Origin of the sequence: Streptomyces microflavus (assembly GCF_014650075.1) — a bacterium.
Lineage (GTDB): Bacteria > Actinomycetota > Actinomycetes > Streptomycetales > Streptomycetaceae > Streptomyces > Streptomyces microflavus.
In genome coordinates this window covers 18,177-43,556 of record NZ_BMUG01000003.1, presented here as the reverse complement: position 1 = coordinate 43,556, position 25,380 = coordinate 18,177, and the positions used below count along the sequence as shown (strand labels likewise).

Annotated in this window: 25 protein-coding genes; 12 read left to right on the top strand and 13 right to left on the bottom strand. The window is 72.7% G+C overall.

From position 1 onward, the window contains the following. Positions 1 to 31 precede the first annotated feature (31 nt). Genes IE264_RS09220 through IE264_RS09200 form a run of 5 tightly spaced genes read right to left on the bottom strand, consistent with a single transcriptional unit; the run spans position 32 to position 4,913 of the window. Positions 32 to 1,282 carry an ABC transporter substrate-binding protein gene (locus IE264_RS09220; protein ID WP_032757033.1) on the bottom strand — a complete coding sequence of 417 codons (1,251 nt, stop codon included), beginning with the start codon at positions 1,280 to 1,282 and terminating at the stop codon, positions 32 to 34. After that, the gene (locus IE264_RS09215; protein ID WP_015612490.1) at positions 1,282 to 2,433 is read right to left on the bottom strand and encodes a branched-chain amino acid ABC transporter permease; all 1,152 of its coding nucleotides are present in this window, start codon (positions 2,431 to 2,433) and stop codon (positions 1,282 to 1,284) included. The genes IE264_RS09220 and IE264_RS09215 overlap by 1 nt, the downstream gene beginning before the upstream one ends. Further along, on the bottom strand, positions 2,426 to 3,316 hold the full coding sequence (locus IE264_RS09210; RefSeq protein ID WP_015612489.1) for a branched-chain amino acid ABC transporter permease: 891 nt from the start codon (positions 3,314 to 3,316) through the stop codon (positions 2,426 to 2,428). The genes IE264_RS09215 and IE264_RS09210 overlap by 8 nt, the downstream gene beginning before the upstream one ends. Next, positions 3,313 to 4,128 carry an ABC transporter ATP-binding protein gene (locus IE264_RS09205; protein ID WP_031123349.1) on the bottom strand — a complete coding sequence of 272 codons (816 nt, stop codon included), beginning with the start codon at positions 4,126 to 4,128 and terminating at the stop codon, positions 3,313 to 3,315. Before IE264_RS09205 ends, IE264_RS09210 begins: the two co-directional genes overlap by 4 nt. Beyond that, positions 4,116 to 4,913, bottom strand: coding sequence for an ABC transporter ATP-binding protein (locus IE264_RS09200; RefSeq protein ID WP_015612487.1), 798 nt, complete (start codon positions 4,911 to 4,913; stop codon positions 4,116 to 4,118). Before IE264_RS09200 ends, IE264_RS09205 begins: the two co-directional genes overlap by 13 nt. Positions 4,914 to 5,173: 260 nt before the next feature. Between IE264_RS09200 and IE264_RS09195 the strand changes: the two genes are divergently transcribed. Further along, positions 5,174 to 5,893: a PucR family transcriptional regulator gene (locus IE264_RS09195; protein WP_032757034.1), complete on the top strand. Its 720-nt coding sequence runs from the start codon at positions 5,174 to 5,176 to the stop codon at positions 5,891 to 5,893. Positions 5,894 to 5,975: 82 nt separating this feature from the next. Here the strand turns inward: IE264_RS09195 and IE264_RS09190 are convergent, their stop codons facing one another. Next, on the bottom strand, positions 5,976 to 7,091 hold the full coding sequence (locus IE264_RS09190) for a glycerate kinase (RefSeq protein ID WP_032757035.1): 1,116 nt from the start codon (positions 7,089 to 7,091) through the stop codon (positions 5,976 to 5,978). A gap of 147 nt (positions 7,092 to 7,238) precedes the next feature. Here IE264_RS09190 and IE264_RS09185 point away from each other — a divergent pair, with 147 nt between their 5' ends. After that, positions 7,239 to 7,745, top strand: a complete 507-nt coding sequence (locus IE264_RS09185; protein WP_032757036.1) for an NUDIX domain-containing protein — start codon at positions 7,239 to 7,241, stop codon at positions 7,743 to 7,745. 43 nt (positions 7,746 to 7,788) lie between these two features. Here the strand turns inward: IE264_RS09185 and IE264_RS09180 are convergent, their stop codons facing one another. Further along, positions 7,789 to 7,989: a hypothetical protein gene (locus tag IE264_RS09180; protein ID WP_015612483.1), complete on the bottom strand. Its 201-nt coding sequence runs from the start codon at positions 7,987 to 7,989 to the stop codon at positions 7,789 to 7,791. Between the two features lie 64 nt (positions 7,990 to 8,053). On the opposite strand from IE264_RS09180, the gene IE264_RS09175 reads away from it, so the two are divergent. Continuing rightward, positions 8,054 to 8,776 (top strand): SIR2 family NAD-dependent protein deacylase, encoded by a 723-nt coding sequence (locus IE264_RS09175; protein WP_015612482.1) that lies wholly within the window; start codon positions 8,054 to 8,056, stop codon positions 8,774 to 8,776. A 9-nt stretch (positions 8,777 to 8,785) separates the two neighbouring features. On the opposite strand, the gene IE264_RS09170 is transcribed toward IE264_RS09175, so the two are convergent. Next, positions 8,786 to 9,190 (bottom strand): (2Fe-2S) ferredoxin domain-containing protein, encoded by a 405-nt coding sequence (locus tag IE264_RS09170; protein ID WP_015612481.1) that lies wholly within the window; start codon positions 9,188 to 9,190, stop codon positions 8,786 to 8,788. A gap of 364 nt (positions 9,191 to 9,554) precedes the next feature. Between IE264_RS09170 and IE264_RS09165 the strand changes: the two genes are divergently transcribed. Then, positions 9,555 to 10,139, top strand: a complete 585-nt coding sequence (locus IE264_RS09165; protein ID WP_015612480.1) for a TMEM165/GDT1 family protein — start codon at positions 9,555 to 9,557, stop codon at positions 10,137 to 10,139. A gap of 58 nt (positions 10,140 to 10,197) precedes the next feature. Here the strand turns inward: IE264_RS09165 and IE264_RS09160 are convergent, their stop codons facing one another. The 3 genes from IE264_RS09160 to IE264_RS09150 all read right to left on the bottom strand — a co-directional run bounded on the left by IE264_RS09160 (position 10,198) and on the right by IE264_RS09150 (position 12,878). Next, entirely contained in the window at positions 10,198 to 10,725 is a 528-nt protein-coding gene (locus tag IE264_RS09160) for a methylated-DNA--[protein]-cysteine S-methyltransferase (RefSeq protein ID WP_015612479.1), read from the bottom strand. Positions 10,726 to 10,740: 15 nt separating this feature from the next. Beyond that, on the bottom strand, positions 10,741 to 12,213 hold the full coding sequence (locus tag IE264_RS09155; protein ID WP_032757037.1) for an AlkA N-terminal domain-containing protein: 1,473 nt from the start codon (positions 12,211 to 12,213) through the stop codon (positions 10,741 to 10,743). A gap of 128 nt (positions 12,214 to 12,341) precedes the next feature. After that, complete coding sequence (locus IE264_RS09150; RefSeq protein ID WP_015612477.1) at positions 12,342 to 12,878, bottom strand: O-acetyl-ADP-ribose deacetylase; 537 nt, start codon at positions 12,876 to 12,878, stop codon at positions 12,342 to 12,344. Between the two features lie 198 nt (positions 12,879 to 13,076). Between IE264_RS09150 and IE264_RS09145 the strand changes: the two genes are divergently transcribed. After that, positions 13,077 to 14,540, top strand: coding sequence for a threonine/serine exporter family protein (locus tag IE264_RS09145; RefSeq protein WP_229887481.1), 1,464 nt, complete (start codon positions 13,077 to 13,079; stop codon positions 14,538 to 14,540). A 1-nt stretch (position 14,541) separates the two neighbouring features. Here the strand turns inward: IE264_RS09145 and IE264_RS09140 are convergent, their stop codons facing one another. Together IE264_RS09140 and IE264_RS09135 are read right to left on the bottom strand one after the other, a co-directional pair. Beyond that, on the bottom strand, positions 14,542 to 15,957 hold the full coding sequence (locus tag IE264_RS09140; protein ID WP_032757038.1) for a phytoene desaturase family protein: 1,416 nt from the start codon (positions 15,955 to 15,957) through the stop codon (positions 14,542 to 14,544). Positions 15,958 to 16,044: 87 nt separating this feature from the next. Then, positions 16,045 to 16,890: an inositol monophosphatase family protein gene (locus IE264_RS09135; RefSeq protein ID WP_032757039.1), complete on the bottom strand. Its 846-nt coding sequence runs from the start codon at positions 16,888 to 16,890 to the stop codon at positions 16,045 to 16,047. Between the two features lie 787 nt (positions 16,891 to 17,677). Here IE264_RS09135 and IE264_RS09130 point away from each other — a divergent pair. The 7 genes from IE264_RS09130 to IE264_RS09100 all read left to right on the top strand — a co-directional run bounded on the left by IE264_RS09130 (position 17,678) and on the right by IE264_RS09100 (position 25,351). Then, the gene (locus IE264_RS09130) at positions 17,678 to 18,298 is read left to right on the top strand and encodes a response regulator transcription factor (RefSeq protein ID WP_015612473.1); all 621 of its coding nucleotides are present in this window, start codon (positions 17,678 to 17,680) and stop codon (positions 18,296 to 18,298) included. Between the two features lie 38 nt (positions 18,299 to 18,336). Continuing rightward, positions 18,337 to 19,065: an enoyl-CoA hydratase/isomerase family protein gene (locus IE264_RS09125; RefSeq protein WP_229887479.1), complete on the top strand. Its 729-nt coding sequence runs from the start codon at positions 18,337 to 18,339 to the stop codon at positions 19,063 to 19,065. 174 nt (positions 19,066 to 19,239) lie between these two features. Then, complete coding sequence (locus tag IE264_RS09120) at positions 19,240 to 20,196, top strand: ABC transporter ATP-binding protein (protein WP_015612471.1); 957 nt, start codon at positions 19,240 to 19,242, stop codon at positions 20,194 to 20,196. A gap of 73 nt (positions 20,197 to 20,269) precedes the next feature. Then, the gene (locus IE264_RS09115; RefSeq protein WP_015612470.1) at positions 20,270 to 21,076 is read left to right on the top strand and encodes an efflux permease Rv1217c-related protein; all 807 of its coding nucleotides are present in this window, start codon (positions 20,270 to 20,272) and stop codon (positions 21,074 to 21,076) included. Between the two features lie 200 nt (positions 21,077 to 21,276). Then, positions 21,277 to 22,569 (top strand): beta-ketoacyl-[acyl-carrier-protein] synthase family protein, encoded by a 1,293-nt coding sequence (locus IE264_RS09110; RefSeq protein ID WP_032757041.1) that lies wholly within the window; start codon positions 21,277 to 21,279, stop codon positions 22,567 to 22,569. Beyond that, positions 22,566 to 24,308 (top strand): CoA-transferase, encoded by a 1,743-nt coding sequence (locus IE264_RS09105; RefSeq protein WP_051821816.1) that lies wholly within the window; start codon positions 22,566 to 22,568, stop codon positions 24,306 to 24,308. The genes IE264_RS09110 and IE264_RS09105 overlap by 4 nt, the downstream gene beginning before the upstream one ends. Further along, positions 24,305 to 25,351 carry a ketoacyl-ACP synthase III gene (locus IE264_RS09100; RefSeq protein ID WP_032757042.1) on the top strand — a complete coding sequence of 349 codons (1,047 nt, stop codon included), beginning with the start codon at positions 24,305 to 24,307 and terminating at the stop codon, positions 25,349 to 25,351. The genes IE264_RS09105 and IE264_RS09100 overlap by 4 nt, the downstream gene beginning before the upstream one ends. The last annotated feature ends 29 nt before the right edge of the window (positions 25,352 to 25,380 follow it).

The following is a 25,380-nucleotide window of genomic DNA, read 5'->3' as shown; positions in this document are numbered from 1 at the left end:
GACGGCCGGGCCCATACGCGTACTCAGGCCGTCACTTCAGCGTGAACGACTTCGCCGCCTCGGAGACCGACGCCGGGCTGATGACCTTCAGTCCGCCGGGGACCGTGGCGTCCGGCTTCATGATGACGCTCTCCCGGGTGGACGGTGCCGCGGGGTCGGAGAAGTCGTGGGAGACCCCGAACTCGGTTCCGTACCCCTTGATCGTGAGCAGCGCCTTGTCGACGCCCTCCCGGGTGAGGTCCTTGTTGTCGCACGCCTTGTCGAGGGCCTCGCCGAAGATGGAGGCCGCCGTCCAGCCCGCGACGACGCCGTTGTCGAGGACGTCGTTCGGGTACTGCGAGGCGTACTGCTTCGCCAGCAGCGACGGCCCGTCGCCGGGGTCGCCGATGGGCAGCGTGGAGGAGGCGATGTAGTAGTCCTTCAGCAGGGCCGGGCCCGCCTGGGTCTTCAACAGCTGCGGTGCGTAGGCCGAGTTGTTGCCTACGACGGAGACGTTGAAGCCGGTGGCGGCCGCGACGCCGACCAGCGAGGCCGCCTGACGCGGACCGGCGCTGACGACGACGGCCTTGACGCCGGCCTGCTTGAGCGCGGCGACCTGGGCCGTCATGTCGTTGTCGGTGGGCTTGATCTTCTGCTCGACGACGGTGAGCCCGGCCTCCTTGGCCGCGTGCTTGGAGCCGGTGAGCGCGTTCTCGCCGTAGTCGCCCTCGAAGTACACATGGCCGATCTTGTCGCCCTTGGCGATCCGCTTCTCCTTGAGCAGGTGGTCGATGAGGTTGATGGTCTCGATGTCGTACGTGGCGCCGACGACCCGGATGTACGGGGAGCCGAGCAGGTTCGCCGACCAGGCCTGCGGCAGCACGAGCCCCTTGTCCTTGCCGTCGATGCGCTGCTCGACGGCGGCGACGAACGGGGAGCCGATGAACTGGGCGAAGCCGAGGACCTTCGGTTCCAGCTCGGTGTAGCCGGCGATCGCCTTCTGCGGGTCGTAGCCGTGGTCCCGTACGGTCAGCTCGATCTTCCGGTCGCAGATGCCGCCCTTGGCATTGATCTGCTTCACCCACAGCTGCTGGGCCTGGGTGACGCTCTTGCCGAGCGAGGCGTACACGCCGGTCATGTCGGTGAGGACACCGAGCGAGATCGTCGAGGAGGAGACCCCGGGACCGGTCTTGATCCCGGCCTTGTCCTGCTCCTCGCCCTTCCCCTCGGTCGCCTTGCCGCTGCACCCGACGAGGGTGACGGTGAGGGCCGCGACCACGGCCGTGAGCGCTCTGAGTTTCATTACTTCTCCCCTGATTTCTTCGGACGCGTGACTCGTGGGAGTGCGATGCCGAGGCGGGCGAGGCCGCCGGGCAGGAACAGGACCACCGCGACCACCGCGGCGCCGTACAGATAGCGGGACGCCTCACCCGGTGCGAGACCGCCCGTACCGGGGGCGGAGACCAGCGGGAGGGAGTCGCTGTAGTGCGTGAGCACCTGCGGGAGCAGGGAGACGAAGAAGGCGCCGACGACGGCTCCCGCGACGCTGCCGAGCCCGCCGATGACGATCATGGCGAGGTATTCGAGGGACAGGATCATGCCGAAGTACTCGGGCACGGTCCGCTGGAACACCAGAGCGAGCAGGACGCCCGCGAGACCGGCGTACATGGAGGACAGGACGAAGACCCCGGCCCGGTAGCGGGCCACCGGCACGCCCATCACGCCCGCCGCGATCCGGTGGTCGCGGATGGCGTTCATCGCCCGTCCCGGCCTGCCCCGCAGCACTCCGCGGGCGAACAGGGCGGCGAGCAGCAGGGCGACCAGGCCCACGTACCAGAGCTTCTCCGAGGAGCCGAACGGCACGGCGGCGACGACGACTTCGGTGTCGTCGAAGGTGAACCCGAAGAGGGAGAGCGGCGGTACGGCCCGCCCGTTGTAACCCCCGGTCAGGGAGCCCGCGTTGAACAGGATGTGCTGTCCGATGAAGATCAGCGCGAGGGTCGCGATACCGAGGTAGGCACCGCGCAGCCGTCCGGCGATCGGGCTGAACACCCCTCCGGCGGCCCCCGCGAGCAGGACGGCGAGGATCGCGGCCAGCCAGGTGGGCAGCCCCAGTCCGGTCAGGGCGTGGCCGTTCTCGGTGCTGCTCTCGCCCGCCAGGATGCAGTAGCTGTACGCCCCCACGGCGAGGAAGAACGCATGGCCCATGGAGAGCTGGCCGGTGGCGCCGGTGAGCATGTTCAGCCCGATGGCCCCGATCGCCGCCGCCATCGCGAACAGTCCGGCCTGGAGCCAGAAGCGGTCCAGGTAGAACGGGAGGGCGAGGAGCAGGACGGAGGCGATGAGGACGGCGTACGTACGGGGTCGGCGCAGCCGGTCGGTGAAGCTCTCCGCGCCACCGGGTGCGGGGGCGGTCGTCACCAGGGGGGCGGCTTCGGCGGTCGTGTCAGACACGGGCGAGCTCCTTCGTGCCGAAGAGTCCTGCGGGCCGGATGAGCAGGACCGCGACCATCACCAGGTAGGGCGCCAGATCGCCGATGCCCCGGCCGAGGAAGGAGAGATCGCTCTGGTAGCCGGTGGCGAGCGACTCGGTGACGCCGACGATGAGTCCGCCGGCGAGCGCCCCGGTCGTGGAGTCGAGTCCGCCGAGGATCGCGGCGGGGAACGCCTTGAGCGCGGCGAGCGAGGTGGCGCGTTCGAGGCCGGGGGTCGGGAAGACCGTGAGGAAGAGGGCGGCGACGGCGGCGAGGGCTCCGGCGACGGCCCAGGCGGCGAGCGAGACCCTGCCCAGCTTGATGCCCATGAGGGCCGCGGTCTGCGGGTTCTCGGCGGCGGCCCGCATCGAGACGCCCCAGGAGGTGTAGCGGAAGGCCAGCAGGAACACGGTGATGAGGAGCCCGGCGGCGAGGAACGCGGCGATCCGGGTCTGGGCGAGGGTGATCCCGCCGATCTGCACGACCTCGTTGCCCCACGGGTCGCCGAGCGCGAGGACGTCGGTGCCCATGCGGCGGGTGAGTTCGGTGATGAGGAGGATGTCGACGCCGATGGTGACGATGGCCAGGACGCTGTGGTCGCTGCCCCGGTAGCGGCGCATCACGAAGAACTCGATGGCCGCCCCGACGGAGGCCGCCCCCGCGATCCCGACGAGCAGCGCGGGCCAGAACCCGATGTCGTCGTGGAGGACGGCGGTGACGTAGCCGCCGGCCAGCAGCAGTGACGCGTGGGCGAAGTTGACGACCTCGGTGGCCTTGAAGATGACGACGAAACCGAGGGCGATCAGTGCGTAGACCGAACCGATCGACAGGCCGCCGAGGAGAAGTTCGATGAACGTGGTCATTCCGGTGCTCCCAAGTAGGCCTGGACGACGGCCGGGTCGTTCTGGACCTCGGCGGGGGTGCCGCCCGCGATCCTGCGTCCGAAGTCGAGTACGGTCACCGCGTCCGCGAGCCGCATGACCACCCCCATGTCGTGCTCGACCAGCACGATGGAGATGCCGAGGCTGTCGCGGACGTTGGCCACGACGGAGGCGGTGCGGCGGCGTTCGTCGGCGGTCATTCCCGCGATCGGCTCGTCGAGGAGCAGGACCCTCGGCTCCATGCAGAGGGCGCGGCCGAGCTCGACGAGCTTCTGCTGCCCGTAGGGAAGCGATCCCGCCGGGCGCTCCAACGCCTTCTCCAGTCCGATGAATTCGGCGATCTCCCGGACCCGGTCCAGATGGCGCTTCTCCTCGCGGGCGGCGGACGGCAGCCGCAGACCGGTGGCGATGAACCCGGAGCGGGTGAGCCGGTGGCGGCCGAGCAGCAGGCTGTCGGCGACGGTCGCATGCGGGGGGAGCGCCAGGTTCTGGAAGGTGCGGGCGACGCCGAGGCCGGCGATGGTGTGCGGCGCGAGTCCGGTGAGCTCGGTGGTGCCGAGGTGGACGGTGCCGGCGGAGGCGCGGTACACCCCGGAGAGGACGTTGAAGCAGGTGGACTTGCCCGCGCCGTTGGGGCCGATGACGGCGTGCACACTGCCGGGTTCGACGGTGAAGGAGACGCCGTCCAGGGCGGTGAGCCCGGCGAAGCGTACGGTCACGTCGGTGACGGTGAGGGCGGCCGTGGTGTTGTCGGTGCCGGTCCCGGGTGCCGGTGCGGTCTTCACGCGGACCACCTGCTCAGGGTGCGGCGGGTGCGGGACGCCGCGTCGGCGTCGGCGGCGGCCTCCTCGTCGACCACGCCGAGATAGCGCCGGCGCACCTCGTCGGAGGCGGCGAGTTCGGCGGCCGGCCCGTGCAGGGCGACCTCGCCGACGTCCAGGACGTACGCCGTCGAGGCGAGGCGCAGCGCGATGGCCGCGTTCTGCTCGACGAGCATGACGGAGGTGCCGCTCGCGTTGATCTCCTGCACGGTCTCCGCGATCCTGGCCGCCATCAGCGGGGCGAGGCCGAGCGATGGCTCGTCCAGCAGGAGCAGCCGGGGTCCCGCCATCAGCGCGCGGCCCATCGCCAGCATCTGCTGCTCCCCGCCGGAGAGCAGGCCGGCCCGCTGGTGCGCCCGGTCGGAGAGGACCGGGAACAGTTCGTGGACGCGGGCCAGTGCGGCGCTCGTCTCCTTGCGTCCGCCGCGCGCCCCGAGGGCGCCCGCCCGCAGGTTGTCGGCCACCGTCATCCGGGCGAAGACCTGCCGGCCCTCCGGTACCTGGACCACTCCTGCGGCCACCACCTGGGCGGGCCGCAGCCCCTCCAGGGGGCGGCCGTCGAACCGGATGGTGCCGGTGCCCGTGCCGCGGTGGAAGCCGAGGGTCCGCGACACGGCCCGCAGCAGCGTGGTCTTTCCCGCGCCGTTGCCGCCGAGTACGGCGGTGATCGCACCGTCCGGCACATCGACGGAGATGTCGCGCAGGGCCCGGACCGGGCCGTAGCCGACGGACAGTGCGCGGATCTCTAGCGTTGCCATGCGTCCTCCTCCTTCCGCCTTCTCGTGTCGTGCTCGTGGGTCGTGCTCATCTGTGGGGGTGTGGCTTCGTGTGGTGCCACAGACCAGCACCGGCCGGAGCGCGCGTCCACGGGGCGGGGCGGACTCGATGCGGGTGACCAGCGATCGAAGGGGCTCGTTGTGCACGCGCACAGAGGCGGTGACGGGCGGGCTCCCGCCCGCGCGGCCGGTGGCATCCTCATCGGTCACCGGGGGGACCGGCCCGGCGGAGGGAGGCGGGGATGCGGCGGGATGCATGGGCCGCGGCGCAGCAACCTGCCGGGGCGCTGCTCGGACCGCTGCTGGCCGGCTCCACCCAGCCGCACCAGGTGCGGCGCGCGGCCCAGGGGCTCGGGCTGCCCGAGCGGGGGCGATACGCGGTGGTCGTGCTGGGTACGGCCGCCATGGTCCCGGACAGGGACGGGGCGCGGTGGTGCTGGTGCGGGGAGGTGGGGGTGGTCCTGCTGGGCCGGGAAGGTCTGGACGGACCGGTCGGGTCGCTCGGGGAGGCCGGGGCGGGGCCGGGCGGGGTCAGCCCGGTGGTGGGCGGTCTCGCGGAGCTGGGGCTCGCCCGTCGGCTCGCGGGGGCGGCGCTGCTGACCTGTGGGCCCGGGACACGCGAGATCGTGACGCTGGACGAGCGGTTGCCGACGGCCCTGGTGGCGAGCCGGCCGGAGCTGTCCGCGCGACTGCTCGCGGAGGTGTTCGGCCCGCTGCTCGTGCTGGAACCTGCCGAACGGGCCCTGCTCGTAGGCACGTTGGAGGTGTGGCTGGAGTGCGGGGGTTCGGTGGGGCGCGCCGCGGTGCGGCTGCGGTGCCACCGGAACACGGTGTTCAACCGGCTGCGACGACTGGAACGACTGACCTCACGGTCGCTGTCGCACCCGCACGAGCTGGTCGAGACGGTGCTGGCGCTGGACGCGCTGAGGTTGTCGGCGGCGCGGGGGTGGGGGGCGGGGTGAGCGGCGGGCCCTCGCGTGGCGCGTCGGCCCACGGGGCCCGACACGGGGCCGGTCGTACGTTCCGTACGCCGGCCCCGTTCCGTCAGCTCAGGAAGTCCCGGGCGATCGACTCGGCGGCCCGCTCCAGCAGCGGCCCGGCCTGGGCCATCGACACGGCCGGGTCCGGTTCCAGCTCGGCCAGGGCGTAGGCGCGCGCGATGCCCGCCCCGCTCAGGGCCTCCTGGGACAGGGCGAGCCGGCCGCAGACCGCGACGACCTCGATCCCGGCCTCCCGGGCGGCCGCGGCCACCCCCGCCGGGGCCTTGCCGTGCAGGGTCTGCTCGTCGAGCGAGCCCTCGCCGGTGATGACCAGCGTGGCGCGGGCGAGCGCGGGGGCGAAGCCGAGCACGTCGAGCATCACCTCGATGCCGGGCCGGAAGCGGGCGCCGAGGGCGACGAGCGCCCCGTAACCGATGCCTCCGGCCGCTCCGGCTCCGGGCAGGGCCGCCGTCTCCGGCCCCAGGACCGAGGCGTAGTGCGTCAGGGCCGCGTCGAGGACCGCGATGTCCTCCTCGCTCGCGCCCTTCTGCCGCCCGTACACCTCGGGTGCCCCCTTGGGCCCGGTCAGCGGGTTGTCCACGTCGCTGGCCAGGATCAGGTCGACGTCCTTCAGGCGCGGGTCGAGCCCGGACAGGTCCGCCTCGGCCAGCTCGGCGAGTCCCCCGCCGCCGGGGCCGACGGGCTTGCCGTCCGCGTCCAGGAAGCGGGCCCCGAGCGCGGCGAGCATGCCCGCGCCGCCGTCCGTGGTGGCGCTGCCGCCGACCCCGAACACGATCGTGGTCGCCCCGGCCTCCAGGGCGGCCCTCAGCAGTTCGCCCGAGCCGTACGTGGTGGCCGTGAGCGGGGCGAACACCCCGTCGGGCAGGTGCTGGAGGCCCGAGGCCTCGGCCATCTCCACCACGGCGGTGGAATCGCGCAGCGCGTACGCCGCCGTCACCGGGTCCCCGAGGGGTCCGGTCACCCGCGCCTCGCGGCGCTCGAATCCGGCGGCCACCGCCGCCGCGACCGTGCCGTCGCCGCCGTCCGCGACGGGCAGGGTCTCCACCCGTACGCCGGGGGCGACGCGCCGCAGCCCGGCCGTCACCCGCTCCGCGACCTGTACGGCCGTGAGCGAGCCCTTGAACTTGTCCGCCGCGACGAGCACGCGGGCGGTCTCCACATCTGCTCCGTCCGTCACCTTGCATCCCTTGCCTTCGAACAGAGTCGCGCCGCACCGACCCTATCCGCATGCCCCCTGATCTGCCCATGGCCGTCCGGAACGGCTCCGTCCAGCCTTCCTCCCCCCTCCCCCACTACGCTGTCGGCCGTGACGACTACCGATGCCGACTACGCCACGTACATCGCCGCGCTCCCCCGGGTCCTGGCCGCCGCCGCGTGTCTCTTCCGGGACGCGGAGGGACGGGTCCTGCTCGTCGAGCCGAACTACCGCAAGGGCTGGGCGCTGCCCGGCGGGACGGTCGAGTCGGAGACGGGCGAAGGCCCCCGGCAGGGCGCCCGGCGCGAGACGCTGGAGGAGATCGGGCTCGACCTGGCGCCGGGCCGGCTGCTCGCCGTCGACTGGACGCGGGGCAGCCGCAGGCCGCCGATCGTGGCGTACCTGTACGACGGCGGGGTGCTCGCCCCGGAGCAGTTCGCGGCGATCCGGCTCCAGGAGGAGGAGCTGCTCTCCTGGAAGCTGGTCGCTCCGGCGGACCTGGGCGGGCATCTGCTGGGGCAGCTGGAGTCACGGGTGCGGGCGGCCCTGGACGTGCTGGAGTCCGGGTCCGGCACGGCGGAGCTTGAGGACGGGAAGCCGGTCGCGGAGGGGGCGTAGGCCGTCAGCCCTGCCGGGACCGAGGTCCGGGCACGGGGCGGCTTCAGCCCTGCTGGGCCTCGGGCTTGATCTCCACGTCCCGGGCCGGCCCCTCGCGCTCGGCGACCAGCGCCTCCGTGCGGTGTCCGCGGGCGATGTAGTCGCGCACCACGAGCTCCACGGCATCCTGCGGATTGCCGACGCCCGCGAGGACCATCACTTCGACGACGAGCTCGGCGTCCAGACTGACGCTCACCTTGGCCATGGCGGGACCCTACCCCGCCGAAATGCGTTCGCGGGGCGCGTTCCCGCATCCGTAGGCTCGGCGCATGACGCTTGTCGCGATCCTCAGCGGTGCCGGTATCTCCACGGACTCCGGCATCCCCGACTACCGGGGCCCGAACGGGGTGTGGCGCAAGGATCCGGAGGCCGAGAAGCTCGTCACGTACGACTTCTACATGGCCGATCCGGAGATCCGCCGCCGTTCCTGGCAGATGCGCCGCACCGCCTCCACCTGGAACGCCGAGCCGAACGCGGCCCACCGGGCGGTGGCGGAGCTGGAGCGGTCCGGCACCCCGGTCCGGGTGATCACCCAGAACATCGACGGGCTGCACCAGCTGGCCGGGCTGCCCGCCCGCAAGGTCCTGGAACTCCACGGCACCGCACGCGAGGTGACCTGCACCCGCTGCCACGCCCGCTCCTCGATGGCCGAGGCCCTGGAGCGCGTCGAGGGGGGCGAGGCGGACCCGGCGTGCTCGGTCTGCGGCGGGATCCTGAAGTCGGCGACGGTGATGTTCGGCGAACGGCTGGACCCGCGGGTACTGGCCGACGCCATGACGATCGCCAAGGCGTGCGAGGTCTTCGTGGCGGTCGGCTCGACGCTCCAGGTTCAGCCCGCCGCCTCGCTCGCCGGGGTCGCGGCCGAGCACGGGGCGCGGCTGATCGTGGTGAACGCGGAGCCGACCCCGTACGACGAACTGGCCGACGAGATCGTCCGGGAGCCGATCGGTACGGCGCTGCCCCGGCTGCTGGCGGGGCTGGCCGCCGGCTGACCTGCGGCTTCAGCCGTCCAGCCCCGCCCGGACCCGGCGCGAGGGCTGGAAGACGTACAGGTCGAGGATGTCCGGGGCGTCCGCGAGGCCGGGGCCGCCGGCCGAGGCCCAGGTGATGATGTCCTGCTCCGCGTGCTCGTCGTTGACCAGGCCCAGCCAGACCGGGCGGCCGCCTGCGCGGCGGCCCTCGGCGGAGGGCTGGACCACGATGACGTTGCCCTGTTCGCAGGCGTCCAGGCACTCGACGGCCCGGACGGTGGCGGCGCCGTCCAGGCCGGAGCGGAGCCGGGTGAGCTGGGCCGCGTGATCGACGCCCGGGATCTTCTCCGTGCCGCAGCAGCAGCCCCGGCAGACGCTCACGGTGGGCCGGGGAACACCCTGGGCGGGCACGTCCTTGCGGGGGCGGCGGCTCATGCGGGCACTTTCCGGTCGGTGGTGGGGGGAGGGAGCGGTGCGGGTGATCACGGCGACTCTACCGAGGCCGCCCCGCTTCGAACACCTGCCCTCCCGCCGGGCCTGGTGGGGTATCGTTGATGGCTGCGAAGGGGAGTAGCCCCGCAAACCGGTCGTCGACACACTGGAGCCCTCGGGTTCCCGGTGGCCGGGCTCGTGGATCCTTGAGGGGATCGTGATCACGGGCGGGCGAGACCTTCGGTCCTGTATGACACGTCCACGCCCTGTGGGCGCTGCCGTCATGCCGGGCCGAGTGGTCCTCCGAAAAGCGCCAGTGGCGCTTCGCGAAGATCCGGGGCCCGGCTCGCACAGAAAGCCACCCGGAATGCACCTCGACCCTCTGGCGATCATCACCGCCTTCGGGCTGATCTTCCTCGCGGAGCTCCCCGACAAGACGATGTTCGCGTCGCTGGCCATGGGCACGCGGATGCGCCCGCTCTACGTGTGGTTCGGCACATCGTCCGCGTTCATCGTGCATGTCGCCATCGCCGTCGGCGCGGGCAGCCTGATCGGGCTGCTGCCCGACTGGACCGTCAAGCTCGTCTCGGCCTCGCTCTTCGCGTTCGGCGCGTTCATCCTGCTGCGCGGCAGCGGCGGGGACGACGATGACGACGCCGAGGTGAAGACCGTGACCGGTTTCTGGCCGGTCTACTCGACCGCGTTCATGGCGGTCTTCATCAGCGAGTGGGGCGACCTGACCCAGATCACCACCGCCAACCTGGCGGCGAGCAACGGCACCTGGTCCACCGCGATCGGTTCGGCCGCCGCCCTGATGTCCGTCTCGGCGCTGGCCCTGCTCGCGGGGAAGTTCATCGCCAAGCGCGTACCGCTGAAGACCGTGCAGCGCATCGGCGGTATCTGCATGCTGGGCCTCGCGCTCTGGACGGCCGTGGAGATCTTCACCGGCTGACGGCGGTGAAGCCTCGCGGGGGCGTGCCGGTGCCGGTACGCCCCCCGGGAGCCCCCGCTCAGAACAGCGCCTGCACCCCGTCACTCCGCCCGCCGCCACTCTCGAAGGCGAGCAGCCGCTGCTTGCGGTCCAGGCCGCCGCCGTATCCGGTGAGGCTGCCGGAGGCTCCGACGACCCGGTGGCACGGCACGATGATGCCGACCGGGTTCTTGCCGTTGGCCAGGCCCACTGCCCGGGAGGCGCCCGGCTTGCCGAGCTCCTCGGCCAGTTCGCCGTACGTACGCGTCTCGCCGTACGGGATCTTCAGCAGCTCCGCCCAGACGCTCCGCTGGAACGGGGTGCCGTGCAGGTCGAGCGGGAGGTCGAAGGTGGTGCGCTCGCCGGCGAAGTACGCCGTGAGCTGGCGGATCACCTCGCCGAAGGGCTCCGGGTCCGGGACTCCGAAGGTCTCCTCGGGCGGGCGGTGGCGCTGGTCGGTCATGTAGAGGGCGCTGAGGACGCCGTCGGTGGCGACGAGCGTCAGTGGGCCGTAGGGGCTGTCGAGGACCGTGTGCTGCTTGGTCACCGGGGGCGTGAGGGTGGTCATGGCGGGGTCCCTCCGTCAGGCGGGCAGATGGTTGATGGGGTGGTCGTCCACGGTCCAGAGGTACTGGACGGCGTACGCGCGCCAGGGGCGCCAGTCGGCGGCCCGTGCGGTGAGGGCGGCGGGCGTGGCCGGGAGGCCGAGGCGCTCGGCCGCCCGGCGGATGCCGAGGTCGGTGGGGAGGAAGGCGTCGGGGTCGCCGAGGGCCCGCATGGCGATGACCTCGACCGTCCAGGGGCCGAAGCCGGGCAGCGCGGAGAGTTCGGCGCGGGCCCGTTCCCAGTCGGTGTCGGTGCCCAGGCGGAGCGTCCCGTCGGCGAGGGCGGCGACCAGGGTGGTCAGCGTGGTGCGGCGGGTGCGGGGCAGGGCGAGGGACTCCGGGTCGAGCCCGGCCAGGGCCTGCGGGGCCGGGAAGAGGTGGGTGAGTCCGCCCTCGGGGTCCTCGACGGGCACCCCGTGGGCGGTGACCAGGCGGGCCGCGTGGGTGCGGGCCGCGGCGGTGGAGACCTGCTGGCCCAGGACCGCGCGTACGGCGAACTCGGCCCCGTCCACCGTACGCGGCACCCGGCGGCCGGGCCCGGCGTCGACGAGCGGGGTGAGCAGGGGGTCGGTGCGCAGCTGGGAGTCGACGGCGACCGGGTCCGCGTCCAGGTCCAGGAGCCAGCGGCAGCGGCTGATGGCCTGGGTGAGGTCGCGGGGGTCGGTGAGGGAGAGCCGGCAGGCGATGTGGTCGGGCTGCGGGGTGAGGGCGACGATGCCGTGGCCGTACGGGAGGGTCAGCGTGCGGCGGTAGGCGCCGTCCCGCCACTCCTCGATGCCGGGGACGGCGGTGGCTGCGAGGTGGCCGAAGAGGTTGCTGGGGTTGAGCGGGGCCCGGTACGGGAGGCGGAGCGCGATCACGCCGGGGGTGGCGGGGGCCAGGGGGCCGCGGGCGGCGCGGGTGCGCAGTTCGCCGGGGGCCAGGGCGAAGACCTCGCGGACGGTCTCGTTGAAGGTGCGGACGGAGGAGAACCCGGCGGCGAACGCCACCTCCGCCAGGGGCAGGGTGGTGGTCTCGATGAGGAGCCGGGCGGTCTGGGCCCGCTGGGCGCGGGCCAGGGCCAGCGGGCCCGCGCCCAGCTCGGCGAGGAGCTGGCGCTCGATCTGCCGGGCGGAGTAGCCGAGGCGGGAGGCGAGGCCGGGGACGCCCTCGCGGTCCACGACACCGTCCCGGATGAGCCGCATGGCGCGGGCCACGGAGTCGGCGCGGGCGTTCCACTCGGGGGATCCGGGGCTGGTGTCGGGGCGGCACCGTTTGCAGGCCCGGAATCCGGCCTGCTGGCAGGCGGCCGCGCTCGGGTAGAACGTCATGTTGCGGACCTTGGGCGGCACGACGGGGCAGCTGGGGCGGCAGTAGATCCGGGTGGTGAGGACCGCGGTGAAGAACCAGCCGTCGAAGCGGGCGTCCTTGGACTGGACGGCCCGCACGCAGCGCTCGGTGTCGGTGTGCATGGTTCCAGGATGGGGCACCGGTCAGGGGCTTGGCTGGCGGAAATCCGACATGCACCTCGGGGCGGCCGGGACGGTCTCAGCCGCAGCCTCCGGGCCACCGCCACCGCGGCCGCCGTGGCCCCTGGGTGTCAGCCGCGCATCGCGAGGACTTCCTCGAACTCCACGTACGCGTGCGCGTCGAAGAGCACGAACCGCACCTCCTCGACGGGGGCCACGGTCTCCGCGAGCACCGTGCGCACGGCGATCCGCGCGCCGTCGTCCATGGGCCAGCCGTAGATGCCCGTCGAGATCGCCGGGAACGCGACGCTCCGGGCCCCCAACTCGGCCGCCAGGTGCAGCGATTCGCGGTAACAGGAGGCGAGGAGCGCAGAGCGGTCCTGGGCTCCGGAGAAGACCGGGCCGACCGTGTGGATCACCCAGCGGGCCGCCAGTCGTCCGGCGGTGGTGGCGACGGCCCGGCCGGTGGCGAGGCCCTTGCCGTACTGCGAGGCGCGCAGCTCCCGGCAGGCCGCGAGGATCTCGGGTCCGCCGCGCCGGTGGATGGCGCCGTCGACCCCGCCGCCGCCGAGGAGCGAGGAGTTGGCGGCGTTGACGATGACGTCGACGGACTGGTCGGTGATGTCACCGCGGACCAGGCGGACCGCGGGGGTGACGGAGGTGCTCATGCGGACATCATGCCGCGCCCCACGCGCCCGCGCCGCCCGCTCGGGCGGACCGGACCCGGCGGACGGCGCCGCGCCGCCGTCCCACGGTGACGCGCGGCGCCCCGCTGACGCCCGGCCGCCCACCCGAGGGGCAGAATGTCCGTTACATCAACATTCCCCGCGCTCTCGGCGGTGGCTACCCAGGGGAGGGGCGCGTCCGTGTCCTCAGACGATGCGTCCACCGGCGGCCGGGCGGGCGGCCCCCTGACCGGCAGACCCTCCGTTGCCGCGTTGCTCGCCCGGCGCCGGGAGCGGCGGGAGCAGCTCGCCCGGTTGCGGGACAACGAGTCGACGCTGCTGGACCGGCTGTACGGAACGGAGTTCGAGGGGTACGCCTTCCCCGAGCCGTACGACGTGGACGAGGCCACCGCCGTCGCCTGTATGCGGTTCGCGCTGCGCCACGGGCGGGAGCTGTTCCTCGCCGGGGCGGAGACCCGGGCCATCGAGTCGGCGGTCGTGGCGGTCACCGCGCGCTGGGGCATGGACCACATGACGGTCGACGTCACCTCCCGGACGATCCAGGCCCAGTACGCGCCGCCGGGCGCCCGGCCGCTGACGATGATGATGGAGACGGGTTCGGAGGACAGCCGGGACCTGCGGCAGCTGGACGATCTGAGCGCGCTGACCCACCGGGTGCTGGACGAGGGGCTGCGGCCGCTCGCCGCCGAGCGTGAACTGACCCGCATCATCTCGCTGAAGGGCTACTGGCCCTGGTGGACCAAGGTGCTGGGCGGGGCGCTGCTCGCCGCGATGCTCTGTGTGCTCGCCTCGGGGACGCCGAAGGCGGCGGTGGTCTCCACCGTGGTGTTCCTGGTCGGCAACCGGTTCGGCTGGGCGCTGTCCACCAACGGCCTGCCCTCGTTCTACGTCACCGGCCTCCAGACCGCCGCCGTCATCGGGCTGACGATGGTGCTGGCCGACGCGCATGCGCTGACCGGGGGTGAGGCGGCGAGCGTGGCCGCGGCGAACATGGTGCTGCTCCTGCCGATCCTGTCGGTGGTGAGCCTCGCGGAGGACGCCATCTCGGGGTTCCGGGCGATGGCGGCCGGGCGGCTGATCAGCGTGGGCATGTTCCTGGCGTCGATGGTCGGCGGGATCTCCCTGGTGGCGTTCCTGCTGCGGGACGCCGACGTGGATGCCCGCAACACCGCTTTCCGCGCCCTGCCGTTGGTGCTCTCCCTGGTGACCTCGGCGGTCGGGGCGCTCGGCAACGCCATCTTCATGGGCGGCCCGCCCCGCCTGCTGCCGTGGGCGATGGGGGCGGGCGTGCTGGCCGGCCTGGTCAACGGCGTGCTCCACCAGGAGCTGGGGCAGCCGACGCCGCTGGCGGTCCTGGGGGCGGCCGCGGTGCTGGGCGCGGCGGCCGGTGCGGTGGCGCCGGTGCTCCGGATCCCGTCGCGCTCCCTGGTGGTGCCCGGTATCGCGGGGGCTCTGCTGCCCGGCCCGGACGTCTACCGCAGCCTGCTCCAGTACGGGCTGCACGTGCCGGGGGCGGGCGCCTACGCGGTGCTGGCGTTCGTCACCACGGCCGCCATCGGCGTGGGCACCGTGCTCGGCAGCCACATCGGCGGTGCGGCGCAGCGGCGTTGGGCTCCGGCCTCCCGCACCGCCCCCGGCGGCTGATTCAGGAGGCGCGCAGCTGTCGCCATACGGCCTTGGCGGCGTGGTGGCCGGACATGCCGTGCACGCCGGGTCCTGGCGGGGTGGCCGAGGAGCAGAGGAAGACCGCGGGGTGCGCGGTCGCGTAGGGGACGCGGGCCAGCTTGGGGCGGATCAGGGTCTGGAGGCCCGAGAAGGCTCCGCAGGCGATGTCGCCGCCGACGTAGTTGGCGTTGCGTGCGGCGAGCTGGGGCGGGCCCGAGACGGCGCGGGCGAGCACCAGGTCGCGGAAGCCCGGGGCGAAGCGCTCCAGTTGGCGCTCGATGACGTCGGTGGCGTCGCCCTCCCAGCCGGCCGGGACGTGCCCGTACACCCAGAAGACATGGCGTCCTTCGGGGGCCCGGGAGGGGTCGGTGATGCTCGGCTGGGCGGTGATGAGGAAGGGCACGCTCGGGTCGCGGCCCTCGACGGCGGCCTTCAGCGCGGTGTCGATGGTCCCGGCGTCGGGGCCGATGTGGACGGTGCCGGCGCGGCGGGCGTCCTCGGCGGTCCAGGGGACGGGGCCCGACAGCGCGTAGTCGATCTTGAAGGCGGAGGCGCCGTAGCGGTAGTGGCTGTAGGCGCTGCCGAGGCCGGCGATCCGGGCGAGCGCGGAGGGCGAGGTGTCGAAGATGTAGGCGCGGGCCGGCGGGAGCTCGTCGAGCCGCTTGACCTCGCTGCCGGTGCGGATGGTGCCGCCCTGTTCGCGGAGGTAGGAGGCGAGGGCGTCCGAGATGGCCTGCGATCCGCCGCGCGGCACCGGCCAGCCGTTCTCGTGGGCGGCGAGCGCGAAGACAAGGGCGATCGCCGCGGTGGCGAATCCGCTGGTGGGAGCTATGGCGTGGGCGGCGAGCCCGGCGAAGAGGCCCCGGGCCTTCTCGCCCTCGAAGCGCCGGGAGACCCAGGTGGCGGGCTGCAGGCCGAGCAGGCCGAAGCGGGCCAGCCGGTACGGGTCGCGGGGCAGGCCGTCCCAGGGGGTGCGGAGGAAGTCGGCGGCCAGGGTGTCCCAGTGGCCGAGGAAGGGGGCGACGAGGCGGCGGTAGGCCCCCGCGTCACCGGGCCCCAGCGACATCGCGCTCTCGCCGACGGAGCGGGTGAGGGTGGCGGCGGTGCCGTCGGGGAAGGGGTGGGCGAGGTCGACCTCGGGGTGCAGCCACTCAAGACCGTGCCGGGCCAGGGGCATCGCGCGGAACGCGGGTGAGCCGACGCCGAGCGGGTGGACGGCGGAACAGGGGTCGTGCCGGAACCCCGGTAGCGTCAGCTCCTCGGTGCGGGCGCCTCCCCCGACGGTGTCGTGCACCTCGTGGACCTCCACGGCGAAGCCCCTGCGGGCCAGTTCGGCGGCGGCGGTCAGCCCGTTGGGCCCGGCCCCCACGACGACCGCATCGAGCATCGACGGCACCTTGGGACTCCTTCGTCAGCCGACAGGCGGAACCCCAGGGTATTCCGGCGCACCGGCCGTGTGGACGCGGGTGCCGCCCGGAACCTGTCAGCCGCCCGTCCGCAGGGCGGCCAGGACGCGCTGGAGGGCGGTCTCGTCGCGGGCCGCCGAGAACGGCAGGTCGTTGCCGCCCGCGATCCGGAAGGGGGTGCCGGACAGGGTGGCCTGGGCGCCGCCCGCCTCGGTGACCAGGAGCAGGCCCGCCGCGTGGTCCCAGGCGTACTCCCAGTTGAAGGCGGTGGCGTCCTGGGCGCCACGGGCGACGGCGAGGTATTCGAGCCCGGCGGAGCCGCAGGGGCGGGCGGCGATGCCTTCGGTGCGCAGGCCGAGGAGGGCCCGCTTCTGGGCCTCGGTGGTGTAGTCGGGGTGCGACATGGCCACGTTCAGTACGGCGCCGGGGGCGGGCGCGCCGGAGCGTATCGGGGTGCCGTTCAGCGTGGCGCCGCGGCCGCGCAGGGCGACGGCCATCTCGCCCAGGACCGGGGCGTACGTCCAGGAGGCGTGGACCTCGCCGTGCTGGGCGAGGGCGACGAGCGTGCAGAACGCGGACTCGCCCCGGACGAACTGGCGGGTGCCGTCGACCGGGTCGACGATCCAGACGGGGGCGTCGCCGCCGAGGGCGTCGTAGACCGCCGGGTCGGCGTGCACGGCCTCCTCGCCGACGACGACCGAGCCGGGCAGCAGCTTGGTGAGGGCGGCGGTGAGGTGTTCCTCTGCCAGCCGGTCCGCGGCGGTGACCAGGTCGTGCGGGCCGCTCTTCTCGATGATCTCGTGGGCGGCGAGCTTCCGGTGCCGGGGCATGATCTCGGCCGCCGCCGCGGCGCGCACGGCCGCCTCGACCTCGGTCAACGCTCCGGTGTGCCCGGCGGTCCCGTACAGGAAGTCATCGATCATGGCTCCAGCTAAGCATGGCCCGCCGGGCGCCCTCACCCCGGGTGAACCGGGACATCTCCGGCGCACGGTCGGATGCCGGACAGTGGCCGCGAAATGCGACCAGGAACAAAGGATGCGTCAATTTCCCCTGCATATTCTTGACCCCCGGGTAAAAATCCGCTGCGTGACAAGTGGAGGCGCTGCGGTTAGTGTTGGCCTGGATTCGGGGGCGGAGCTCACGCAATGATTCCCCCGTGCGGCCCTTGAGTGGCCATCCAGGCTGGAACGCACAACCAGGGGGGAAACCGTGCCGCAGCCAGCTGACCCCTCAGGGTTGCACCGCCCCGGCAGGATCGTGCGGACTTTCCCGTCACACCGCGGAGACCCGGGCCGCCACCGGCCACCGTGTCGCCCTCCGTGCGGCCCGGGCCCACTGTTCCCACGGATGTCACAGAGCCTTAACGTGCGCACCGAAGCCTGGTATCAGGTATCCGCGACAGTGGAACCGATCAGGAAGCGGAAGCGTCCCCCATGGGGAATCCCATTCCCGCACGGACTGTCTACGCGCCAGTAATAACTGTCGGAAGAAGAATGCATTCCGCCTGAATACACGGCGGCGCCCCGGCAGCAATGCGGTCGCGCGCCGAAGACGCCGCAATCCCGCATTTCCGTCGCCCCGGACCCACACCGGGAGTGAACTCCCACCAGGCGGGGCAGGCGCGCTCCGATCACACGGTTCAACACATTCACAACATGCCGAACGACACACGGCAGCAGCCGTCGCTGTTGGAGCACGAGGGGTTCTGGTATGGCAGAGAAGGGCAGATGCGGACTGCTGGTCCTGCACTCGTCACCTTTGATACGCAAGGCGATTCTCGATCTGTTCCGGGGCGATCCGGGCGTCACCGTACTGGGCGGCTGTCCGCACCCGACCGCCGTCGGCAGCCTTCCCGGACGCCGGCCGGACGTCGCGCTGGTGGAGTACGAGCAGTGGCAGGGCGTGCGCGGCAATCTGGCGTACTGGAGCGGCACCCGGGTCATCCTCTACAGCAGGGACAACACCCCCCGCAGCGTGGTGGATTGCATCCGGGGCGGGGCCGCCGGGTTCGTGCACGAGTCGTGCCCGCCCGAGTCCATCGTCAAGGGGCTGCACGATGTGCTGAGCGGGCGCAGCTTCTGGCATCTGGGGGCCGACGAGCCCGAGCGGGCACCGGTGGCGCAGCGCCCCGACGCGGGCGGGCAGTGGAAACTGAGCGGGCGTGAGGAGGAGATTCTCGGCCTCTTACTCCGTCGTCGCTCCAACGAGGAGATCGCCCATGAGCTGTGCCTCACCCAGCAGACCGTCAAGAACTATGCGAGCCGAGTCTTCCACAAGGTGGGCGTCTCCGGGCGCAAGGAGCTGTTCAGGATGCTGAGGCCCTGCGGATGACCCCACCGGAAACAGCGGCACAAAGGGCGGAAAACCCCTTGCTGGTCGAGCGGCACGGGCGGGTGGTCACCCTCACTCTGGACCGGCCGCACCGCCGCAATGCGATGTCCACCGAGATGTTGAGTCAACTTGCGCATAAATTAAGGGAGTTGACGGATCCGGGTGGCGATGCGCCGGGCGCACTGGTGCTCACCGGCGCCGGCGGGACCTTCTCCAGCGGCGCGGACACCCGGGAGCCCGACTGGCGGGATCTGTCGCGCCGCGCGGTGCGGCGGGCCCATTTCCGTACCGTGTTCGCGGCCCTGCACGAGGCCCCCTTCCCGGTGGTGGCGGCCGTCGAGGGGTACGCGCTCGGGGGCGGGCTCGAACTGGCCCTGGCCTGCGACCTCGTGGTGGCCGGCGAGGGTGCGCTGTTCGGCCTTCCGGAGCTGGGGGTCGGCGCCGTTCCGGGTGGCGGTGCGGTCCACTCACTGCTGCGCCGGGCCGGCCGCGGGGTGGCCGCCAGGATACTGCTGATCCCCGGGGAGCGCGTGCGGGCGGACGAGCTCGCCCGGCTGGGCGCGGTGGACCGTACGGTGCCCGACGGCGGGGCGCTCGCCGAGGCACAGGCCCTGGCCGCCTCCGTGGCGGCGCAGGATCCGGCGCTTCTGGAGGCGGGGGTCCGGCTGTTGCGGGACTCCGGGCACCTGGACCGCACAGCGGCGCTCGGCGTGGAGAACGGCTACTGGTGGCAGGCCGCGTCGGCCGCGAACCGGAACCCCGCCTAGGTCTCACACCCCTGCGACCGGAGCATTTCCGGCCACCGGAAGCGAGCGCTCCGTTGCAGCGGGTGAGCTGCACCGTTAGTCTTGTTGATCAGATTCAGTAATCAGTGAATATGCCGTGCGGACGACCGTGGACGCAAGAGCCGTGGACGCAAGAGGAGAGAGAGCAGAAGAGACGTGACCCCTCTCATCGAATGTACCGATGTCACCAAGAAGTTCGGTGACTTCACCGCGCTGAGCCGGCTGAACCTGACGGTCCCCCAGGGCGTCGTCTACGGATACCTGGGCCCCAACGGAGCGGGCAAGAGCACCACGATCCGGATGCTCATGGGCCTCTCCCGGCCGACATCGGGCCAGGTCCGGGTGTTGGGCCAGGACCCGACCGAACCCGAGGTCCGGCGGCGCATCGGCTATCTGCCCGGCGAACTGCGGCTGGACGAGCGGCTGACCATCGGGCAGACGCTGGCCTCCTGGGGGCGGCTGCGGGGGCTGACCGACACCGCCTACCGGGACGATCTGGTCCAGCGGTTCGGCGTCGACCCGTCCCGGCAGGTGCGCGGGCTCTCCACCGGCAACCGCCGCAAGGTCGGCCTGGTCGGCGCCTTCATGGCCCGGCCGGAGCTGCTGATCCTGGACGAACCGACCAACGGGCTCGACCCGTTGATGCAGCAGGTGTTCCTCTCCACCGTCGAGGAGGCCCGGGACAACGGGCAGAGCGTGCTGCTCTCCTCGCACATCCTCTCCGAGGTCGAGCGGGTCGCGGACCTGGTCGCGGTGCTCCAGGGCGGCAAGCTCGCCGCCTCCGGGCCGACGCAGGAGCTACGCCGCCAGGCCGCGCAGCGCTTCCACATCACCTTCGCGGAGGGCGAGGACGTACCGCTCACCGCGCTGGCCGCCCTGGACGGGGCGTCGGGCGTGGAGCGGCGCCGGGCGGAGGGCCAGGAGGTCTCCCTGGCGTGGGCCGGCTCCCCCGACGCGCTGCTGAGGTTCCTGGCCGGGCACCGCATCACGACGCTCACCGCCCCCGAACCGGACCTGGAGGAGGCGTTCCTGGAGTACTACCAGCGGGACGTCCCGGGCAGCCGGAGCTCCACGGCCGAGGAGCCCTCCCCGGCCGCCGACCCGGTGCGGTAGCGACCGCCGGACACCACCGCCACGGGTCTCAGTCACCAAGGCCGCTCCCCCGGGCCGGCCGGAAGGGAAACACATGTCATCGCCCAGCTCGGAGATCTTCCGGCGCGGAGTACAGATCCAGAAGCGCACCCTGATCGCCTGGTCGGCCGCGCTGGTCCTGCTCGCGCTCTCCGTCGTCAGCGCCTGGCCCTCGATGGAGAGCTCCGGCGCCCTGGAGGACTTCTCCACCGGCCTCTCGCCGGAGCTGGCCTCGGCGCTCGGGGTCGACCAGATCGCCAGCGCCAGCGGCTACCTCAAGGGCAACCTGTACGCCGTCCTGCTGCCGCTGCTCCTCGGCCTGATGGCCGTCACCGCCACCACCGCCCTGACCGGCGGCGACGAGGAGGCCGGGCGGCTCGAACTGCTGCTTGCGCTGCCGGTCGCCCGCCGCCAGGTGTTCCTGGTCCGCTTCCTCTGCGTGGCCTTCGGCCTGGCCCTCACCAGCGTCCTGGTCTGGCTGTCGGTGTACGGCTCGGTCGTCTCCCTCGACATGGACGTCTCCGCGGGCGGGGTGGCGGCGGTGACGCTGACCGTCGCCCTGCTGGCGGTGCTGCACGCGGGTATCGCGTACGCCATCGTCGGGTTCGGCTTCGGGCGCGGTCCCGCGCTGGGCGTGGCGGCGGGCGTGCTCGTCGTCGGGTACCTGCTGCACGGCATCGCGCCGATGTCCGACGCCCTGGAACCGCTGGCGAACGTCTCCCCCTGGGAGTGGGCGCTGGGCAGCGACCCGCTGCTCAACGGCGTCCCCTGGGGCGGGGTCGCGCTGCTGGTGGCCGTCTCCGTCGTGGTCGTCGCCGCCGGGACGTACGCCGTGGACCGACGCGACATCAAGAACGCCTGAACCGCGCACCCGCGCGTTCCCCAGCGGCCCGGTGCCTCCCTCGCGGAGGTGCCGGGCCGCCGGCGTGTGTACGGGGTGGGGGCGGGTCACGGCGTTGACGCGCGGGGCCGGAAATCGAGTACTGGCAGTCATCAAATAAAGCGCGCATGAGTACTTGACGGCCATATCGAGGCTCATGTAAGGGCGGCTAGCTTCGATCCATGGACAGCAGCCGAGCCCATTCCCCGGACCCCTCCGATCCCATCGTGCTGACCGGCATCGGGTGCGTACTGCCCGGAACTCCCGATGTCCATGCCTTCTGGAACCATGTCTCCACCGGGACCTCACAGGTGAGCCGGCTGGAGAAGCCGGCCTTCGCCGCTGCCGGGCTGCCCGTCCACGCGGCCGCGCAGCTCGGCGAGTTCGACACCGCGACCCGGCTGCCCGACCTCCTCCCGGCGCACGCCGCGAAGTACAACCGCGACATCCTCGCGACCATGGCCGCCGTCAGCGACGCGCTGAAGGACGCCGGGATCGCCCGGGGCCAGATCGCCCCGGAGCGGATGAGCATCGTCCAGTCCTCGTCCCGCGGCCCCCTGTCGTGGTGGGCCGAGACCATCACGGCCGACCCGGAGCAGGACCCGTACGGGGGCAAGGCGACGGCCATGTTCCGCGGGCTGGCCGGCTGCCCGGCCACGCTGGCCGCCATCGACGTCGGCGCGAGCGGCCTGGTCACCACCCTCAGCAGCGCCTGCGTCGGCGGCCACCACGCGATCGGCCTCGCCCTGCGCGAGCTGCGTTCGGGCAGCGCCGACGTGGTCCTCGCCGGCGGGCACGAGTTCCCCATCGTCCCCGAGGTCGCCCGCTGCTACCTCGCCCTCGGTGACGGGGTGCTCTCGCCCGAGAGCGACGACCCGGCCACCGCGGTGCGCCCCTACGACCGCGACCGGCGCGGATTCGCCCTCGGCGAGGGCGCCATGACGCTCTGCCTGGAGCGCGAGTCGTCCGCCCGGGAGCGCGGCGCCCGGATCTACGCCCGGATCCTGGGCCACCGCGCGCTCAACGAGGCCAACCACGCCACCAGCATGGACCTGGTCGGTGATGTCACCGCCTCGGTCGTCTCGGGCGTGCTCGACGACGCCGGGCGCAAACCCGAGGAGATCGGCTACCTCTGCGGCCACGGCACCGCCACCCGGTACAACGACATCGCCGAGAGCCGGGCGCTGCGCCGTCTGCTGCCGCGCCACGACGACGCCGACCTGCCGCCGCACGGCTCCAACAAGCCCATCTACGGCCACACGTTCGGCATGGCCGGGATCATCAACGTCGCCGCCACCTCGCTGATGCTCCACCACCAGCGGCTGGCCCGGACCGCCAACCACCTCACGCCGGACCCCGAGTGCGACTACGACCACGTAGCCGAGGGGCCGCGCGACACCGAGCTCGACCTCGCGGTCTCGCTGTCCTTCGCCTTCGGATCGCAGACCTCCGTCATGGCCCTGGAGCACGCATGACCACAGCCCCCGAACGCCCCGCCGCCACCACTCCCTATCTGGCGAGCGGCCCCGACGAGCTGGTGCGCCGCTTCGTCCGCGAGGGCGACCACGTGCACGCGGCGGCAACGATGTCACGGCCCAACGCCCTGCTGAACGCGGTGTGCCGGGCCTTCGCCGGGAGCCACAGCCTGACGGTGAGCACCACGGCCGTGCACTCCAGCGCCCACGCGCTCGCTCTGTCCGGTGCCGTACGCAAGGTGATCACGGGCTTCGTCGGTGACACCTTCCCCTCGCCGCGCCCCAACCGCCTCTACCGCGAACTCGCCGAGGGCAGGCCCTTCGAGATCGAGATGTGGTCGCTGCTCAGCTACACCCAGCGGCTGATGGCCGCCGCGCTCGGCCAGCCCTTCGCCACCACCGGTTCGATGCTCGCGGAGACCGATCTCCGGCACGGCAAGGAGGGCAGCCTCCACCTGGTGCCCCACCCCGAGGACCCGGAGCGGTCCGTCACCCTCCTCACCCCGCTGCGCCCGCGCATCGCCCTCTTCCACGGGGTCGTCGCCGACCGGCGCGGCAACGTGGTCGCCGTCCCGCCACTGGGCGAGGGCGCCTGGGCCGCGTACGCCGCCACCGACGGGGTGCTGGCCTCCGTCGAGGCGATCGTCGACGACGAGGTGATCGCGGCCATGCCTGACCGGGTGGTGATCCCCGCCGCCCGCGTGCTCGGCCTGTGCGAGGCGCCGCTCGGCGCCCACCCGCAGTCGCTGCGTACGGGTGGACTGGCCGGTGTCGAGGGCTACTTGGACGACTACGCGTTCCTCACCGACATCGTGACCGCCTGCAAGGACCCGGAGACGGCCGCCGCCTGGTACGAGGAGTGGGTCGGCGGGGTGGAGAGTCACGCCGACTACCTGGAGCGGCTGGGCGAGGAGCGCCGCGCCTCGCTGGCCTTCCCCGCTCCCCCAGCCGCTCCCCGGCCCCCGGCGGACGGGTCCGGCGCGCCCACCGAGCAGGAGCAGCTCATCGTGCTCGGCGCCCGCGCGGTGGCCGAGCTGGTCCGGGAGCGCGGCTACGACACGCTGCTCGCCGGGATCGGCACCTCGCACATGTCCGCGTGGCTGGCGGCCCGGCTGCTGGCGGCCGACGGTGTGCAGGTGCAGGTGGCCGCCGAGCTGGGCCTGCAGTCGATGGACCCCGAGGCGGGCGACGTCTTCCTCTTCAGCCAGCGGCACGCCGAGCGCTCGCAGATGCTGGCGGGGGTCGCGGAGACGCTGGGCGGCGCGGTCGCCGCCAACCCGCGCTGCCTGGGCGTGCTTTCGGCGGCGGAGATCGACCCGGACGCCAACATCAACACGACGCTGCTGCCCGACGGCCGCTGGATCACCGGATCGGGCGGGGCCAACGACATCGCCTCGTCCGTGGACTGCGTGGTCGTCGCGGTCGCCTCGCCCCGCCGCTACGTACCGCGGCTGACCCACCTCACCAGTCCGGGCCTGCACGTCCGTGACGTGGTCAGCCAGTTCGGCCGCTTCACCCGGACGGGGGCCGACGCCGCCTTCGAGCTGACGAGCTGGCTGCCGCCGGTGCCGGGCCGGGGCCGCGGCGCGCAGGACCTCCCCGACGGGCCGGAGGCAGCCGTACGCGAACTCACCGGCTGGACCGTGGGCGTCAGCGGGTTCCTGACCGACGAGAAGGCCGTCACCACCGAAGAACTCACGCTCCTGCGCACCATGGACCCGGAAGGCTTCTACCGATGACGACCATCACCACGGGCACCGTCCCCGACCCGGCGACGGCCCACCTCCGCCCCCTGCCGCCCACCGCGATCGCCCCCGTGCGGCTCGCCGGGATCGGCCACTACTTCCCCGGCGAGCCGATCACCAACGCCCACTTCGAGCAGATCGAGGCGCTGGGCATCGACGACGCCTGGATCCGCGAGAACACCGGGATCGTCAGCCGCCACTGGCCGGCCGACGAGAAAGAGCGCGCGGTGGAGATGGCGGCCAAGGCGGTGGACGACGCCCTGACCGCCGCCGGTCTGGGCCCCGACGACATCGACCTCGTCATCGGTACGACCTCCACCACCCGGCCGCGTACCAACCCTTCCAGCGCCACCAACAACTACATGGACATCTCGCTGCCGCTGCAGAAGCAGGTCGGGCTGCGCCACGCCACCTGCTTCGACGTCACCTCGGTGGCCTGCGCCGGTTTCATGTACGGCACCGCCACGGCCGCCGCGATGCTCCCGGCCCTCGGGATGCGCAACGCGCTGGTCGTCTGCGCGGAGAACCCGCGCCCGATCCTGAACTTCGACTACCGCTACTCGGCGCTGTTCGGGGCGGGGGCCGCCGCGGCGGTCTGGTCGGCGGACACCCAGGAGCGCGGGCTGCTGGATGTGGCGCTGCACGCGGACGGCTCGTACTTCGACGCCTTCGACATCGACGAGAACGACAAGATGCTGATGCGCGGCCGGGAGGTCGGTGCGGTCGGCCCGAAGCTGCTCTCCCATGTGGGCCGGGAGATCCTGGAGCGCAACGACCTGACGGTGGACGACATCGACTGGTTCGTGCCGCACCAGGGCAACCTGAACATGATCAACCAGGTGTGCCAAACCCTGGAGATCCCGCGCGAGAAGCTCCTCACCAACATCCAGGAGCGCGGCAACACCTCCAGCGTCTCCATCCCCAGCTGCCTCTCGGAGAACCTGCGCTCGGGGAAGATCCGCTCCGGCGATCTCGTGGCGACCATCGGCATCGGCCGCGGCTTCAGCTGGGGCGCGATGCTCCTGCGGATTCCGTGAGCCCGGACGATCCCACTCCGGCCGGGCGG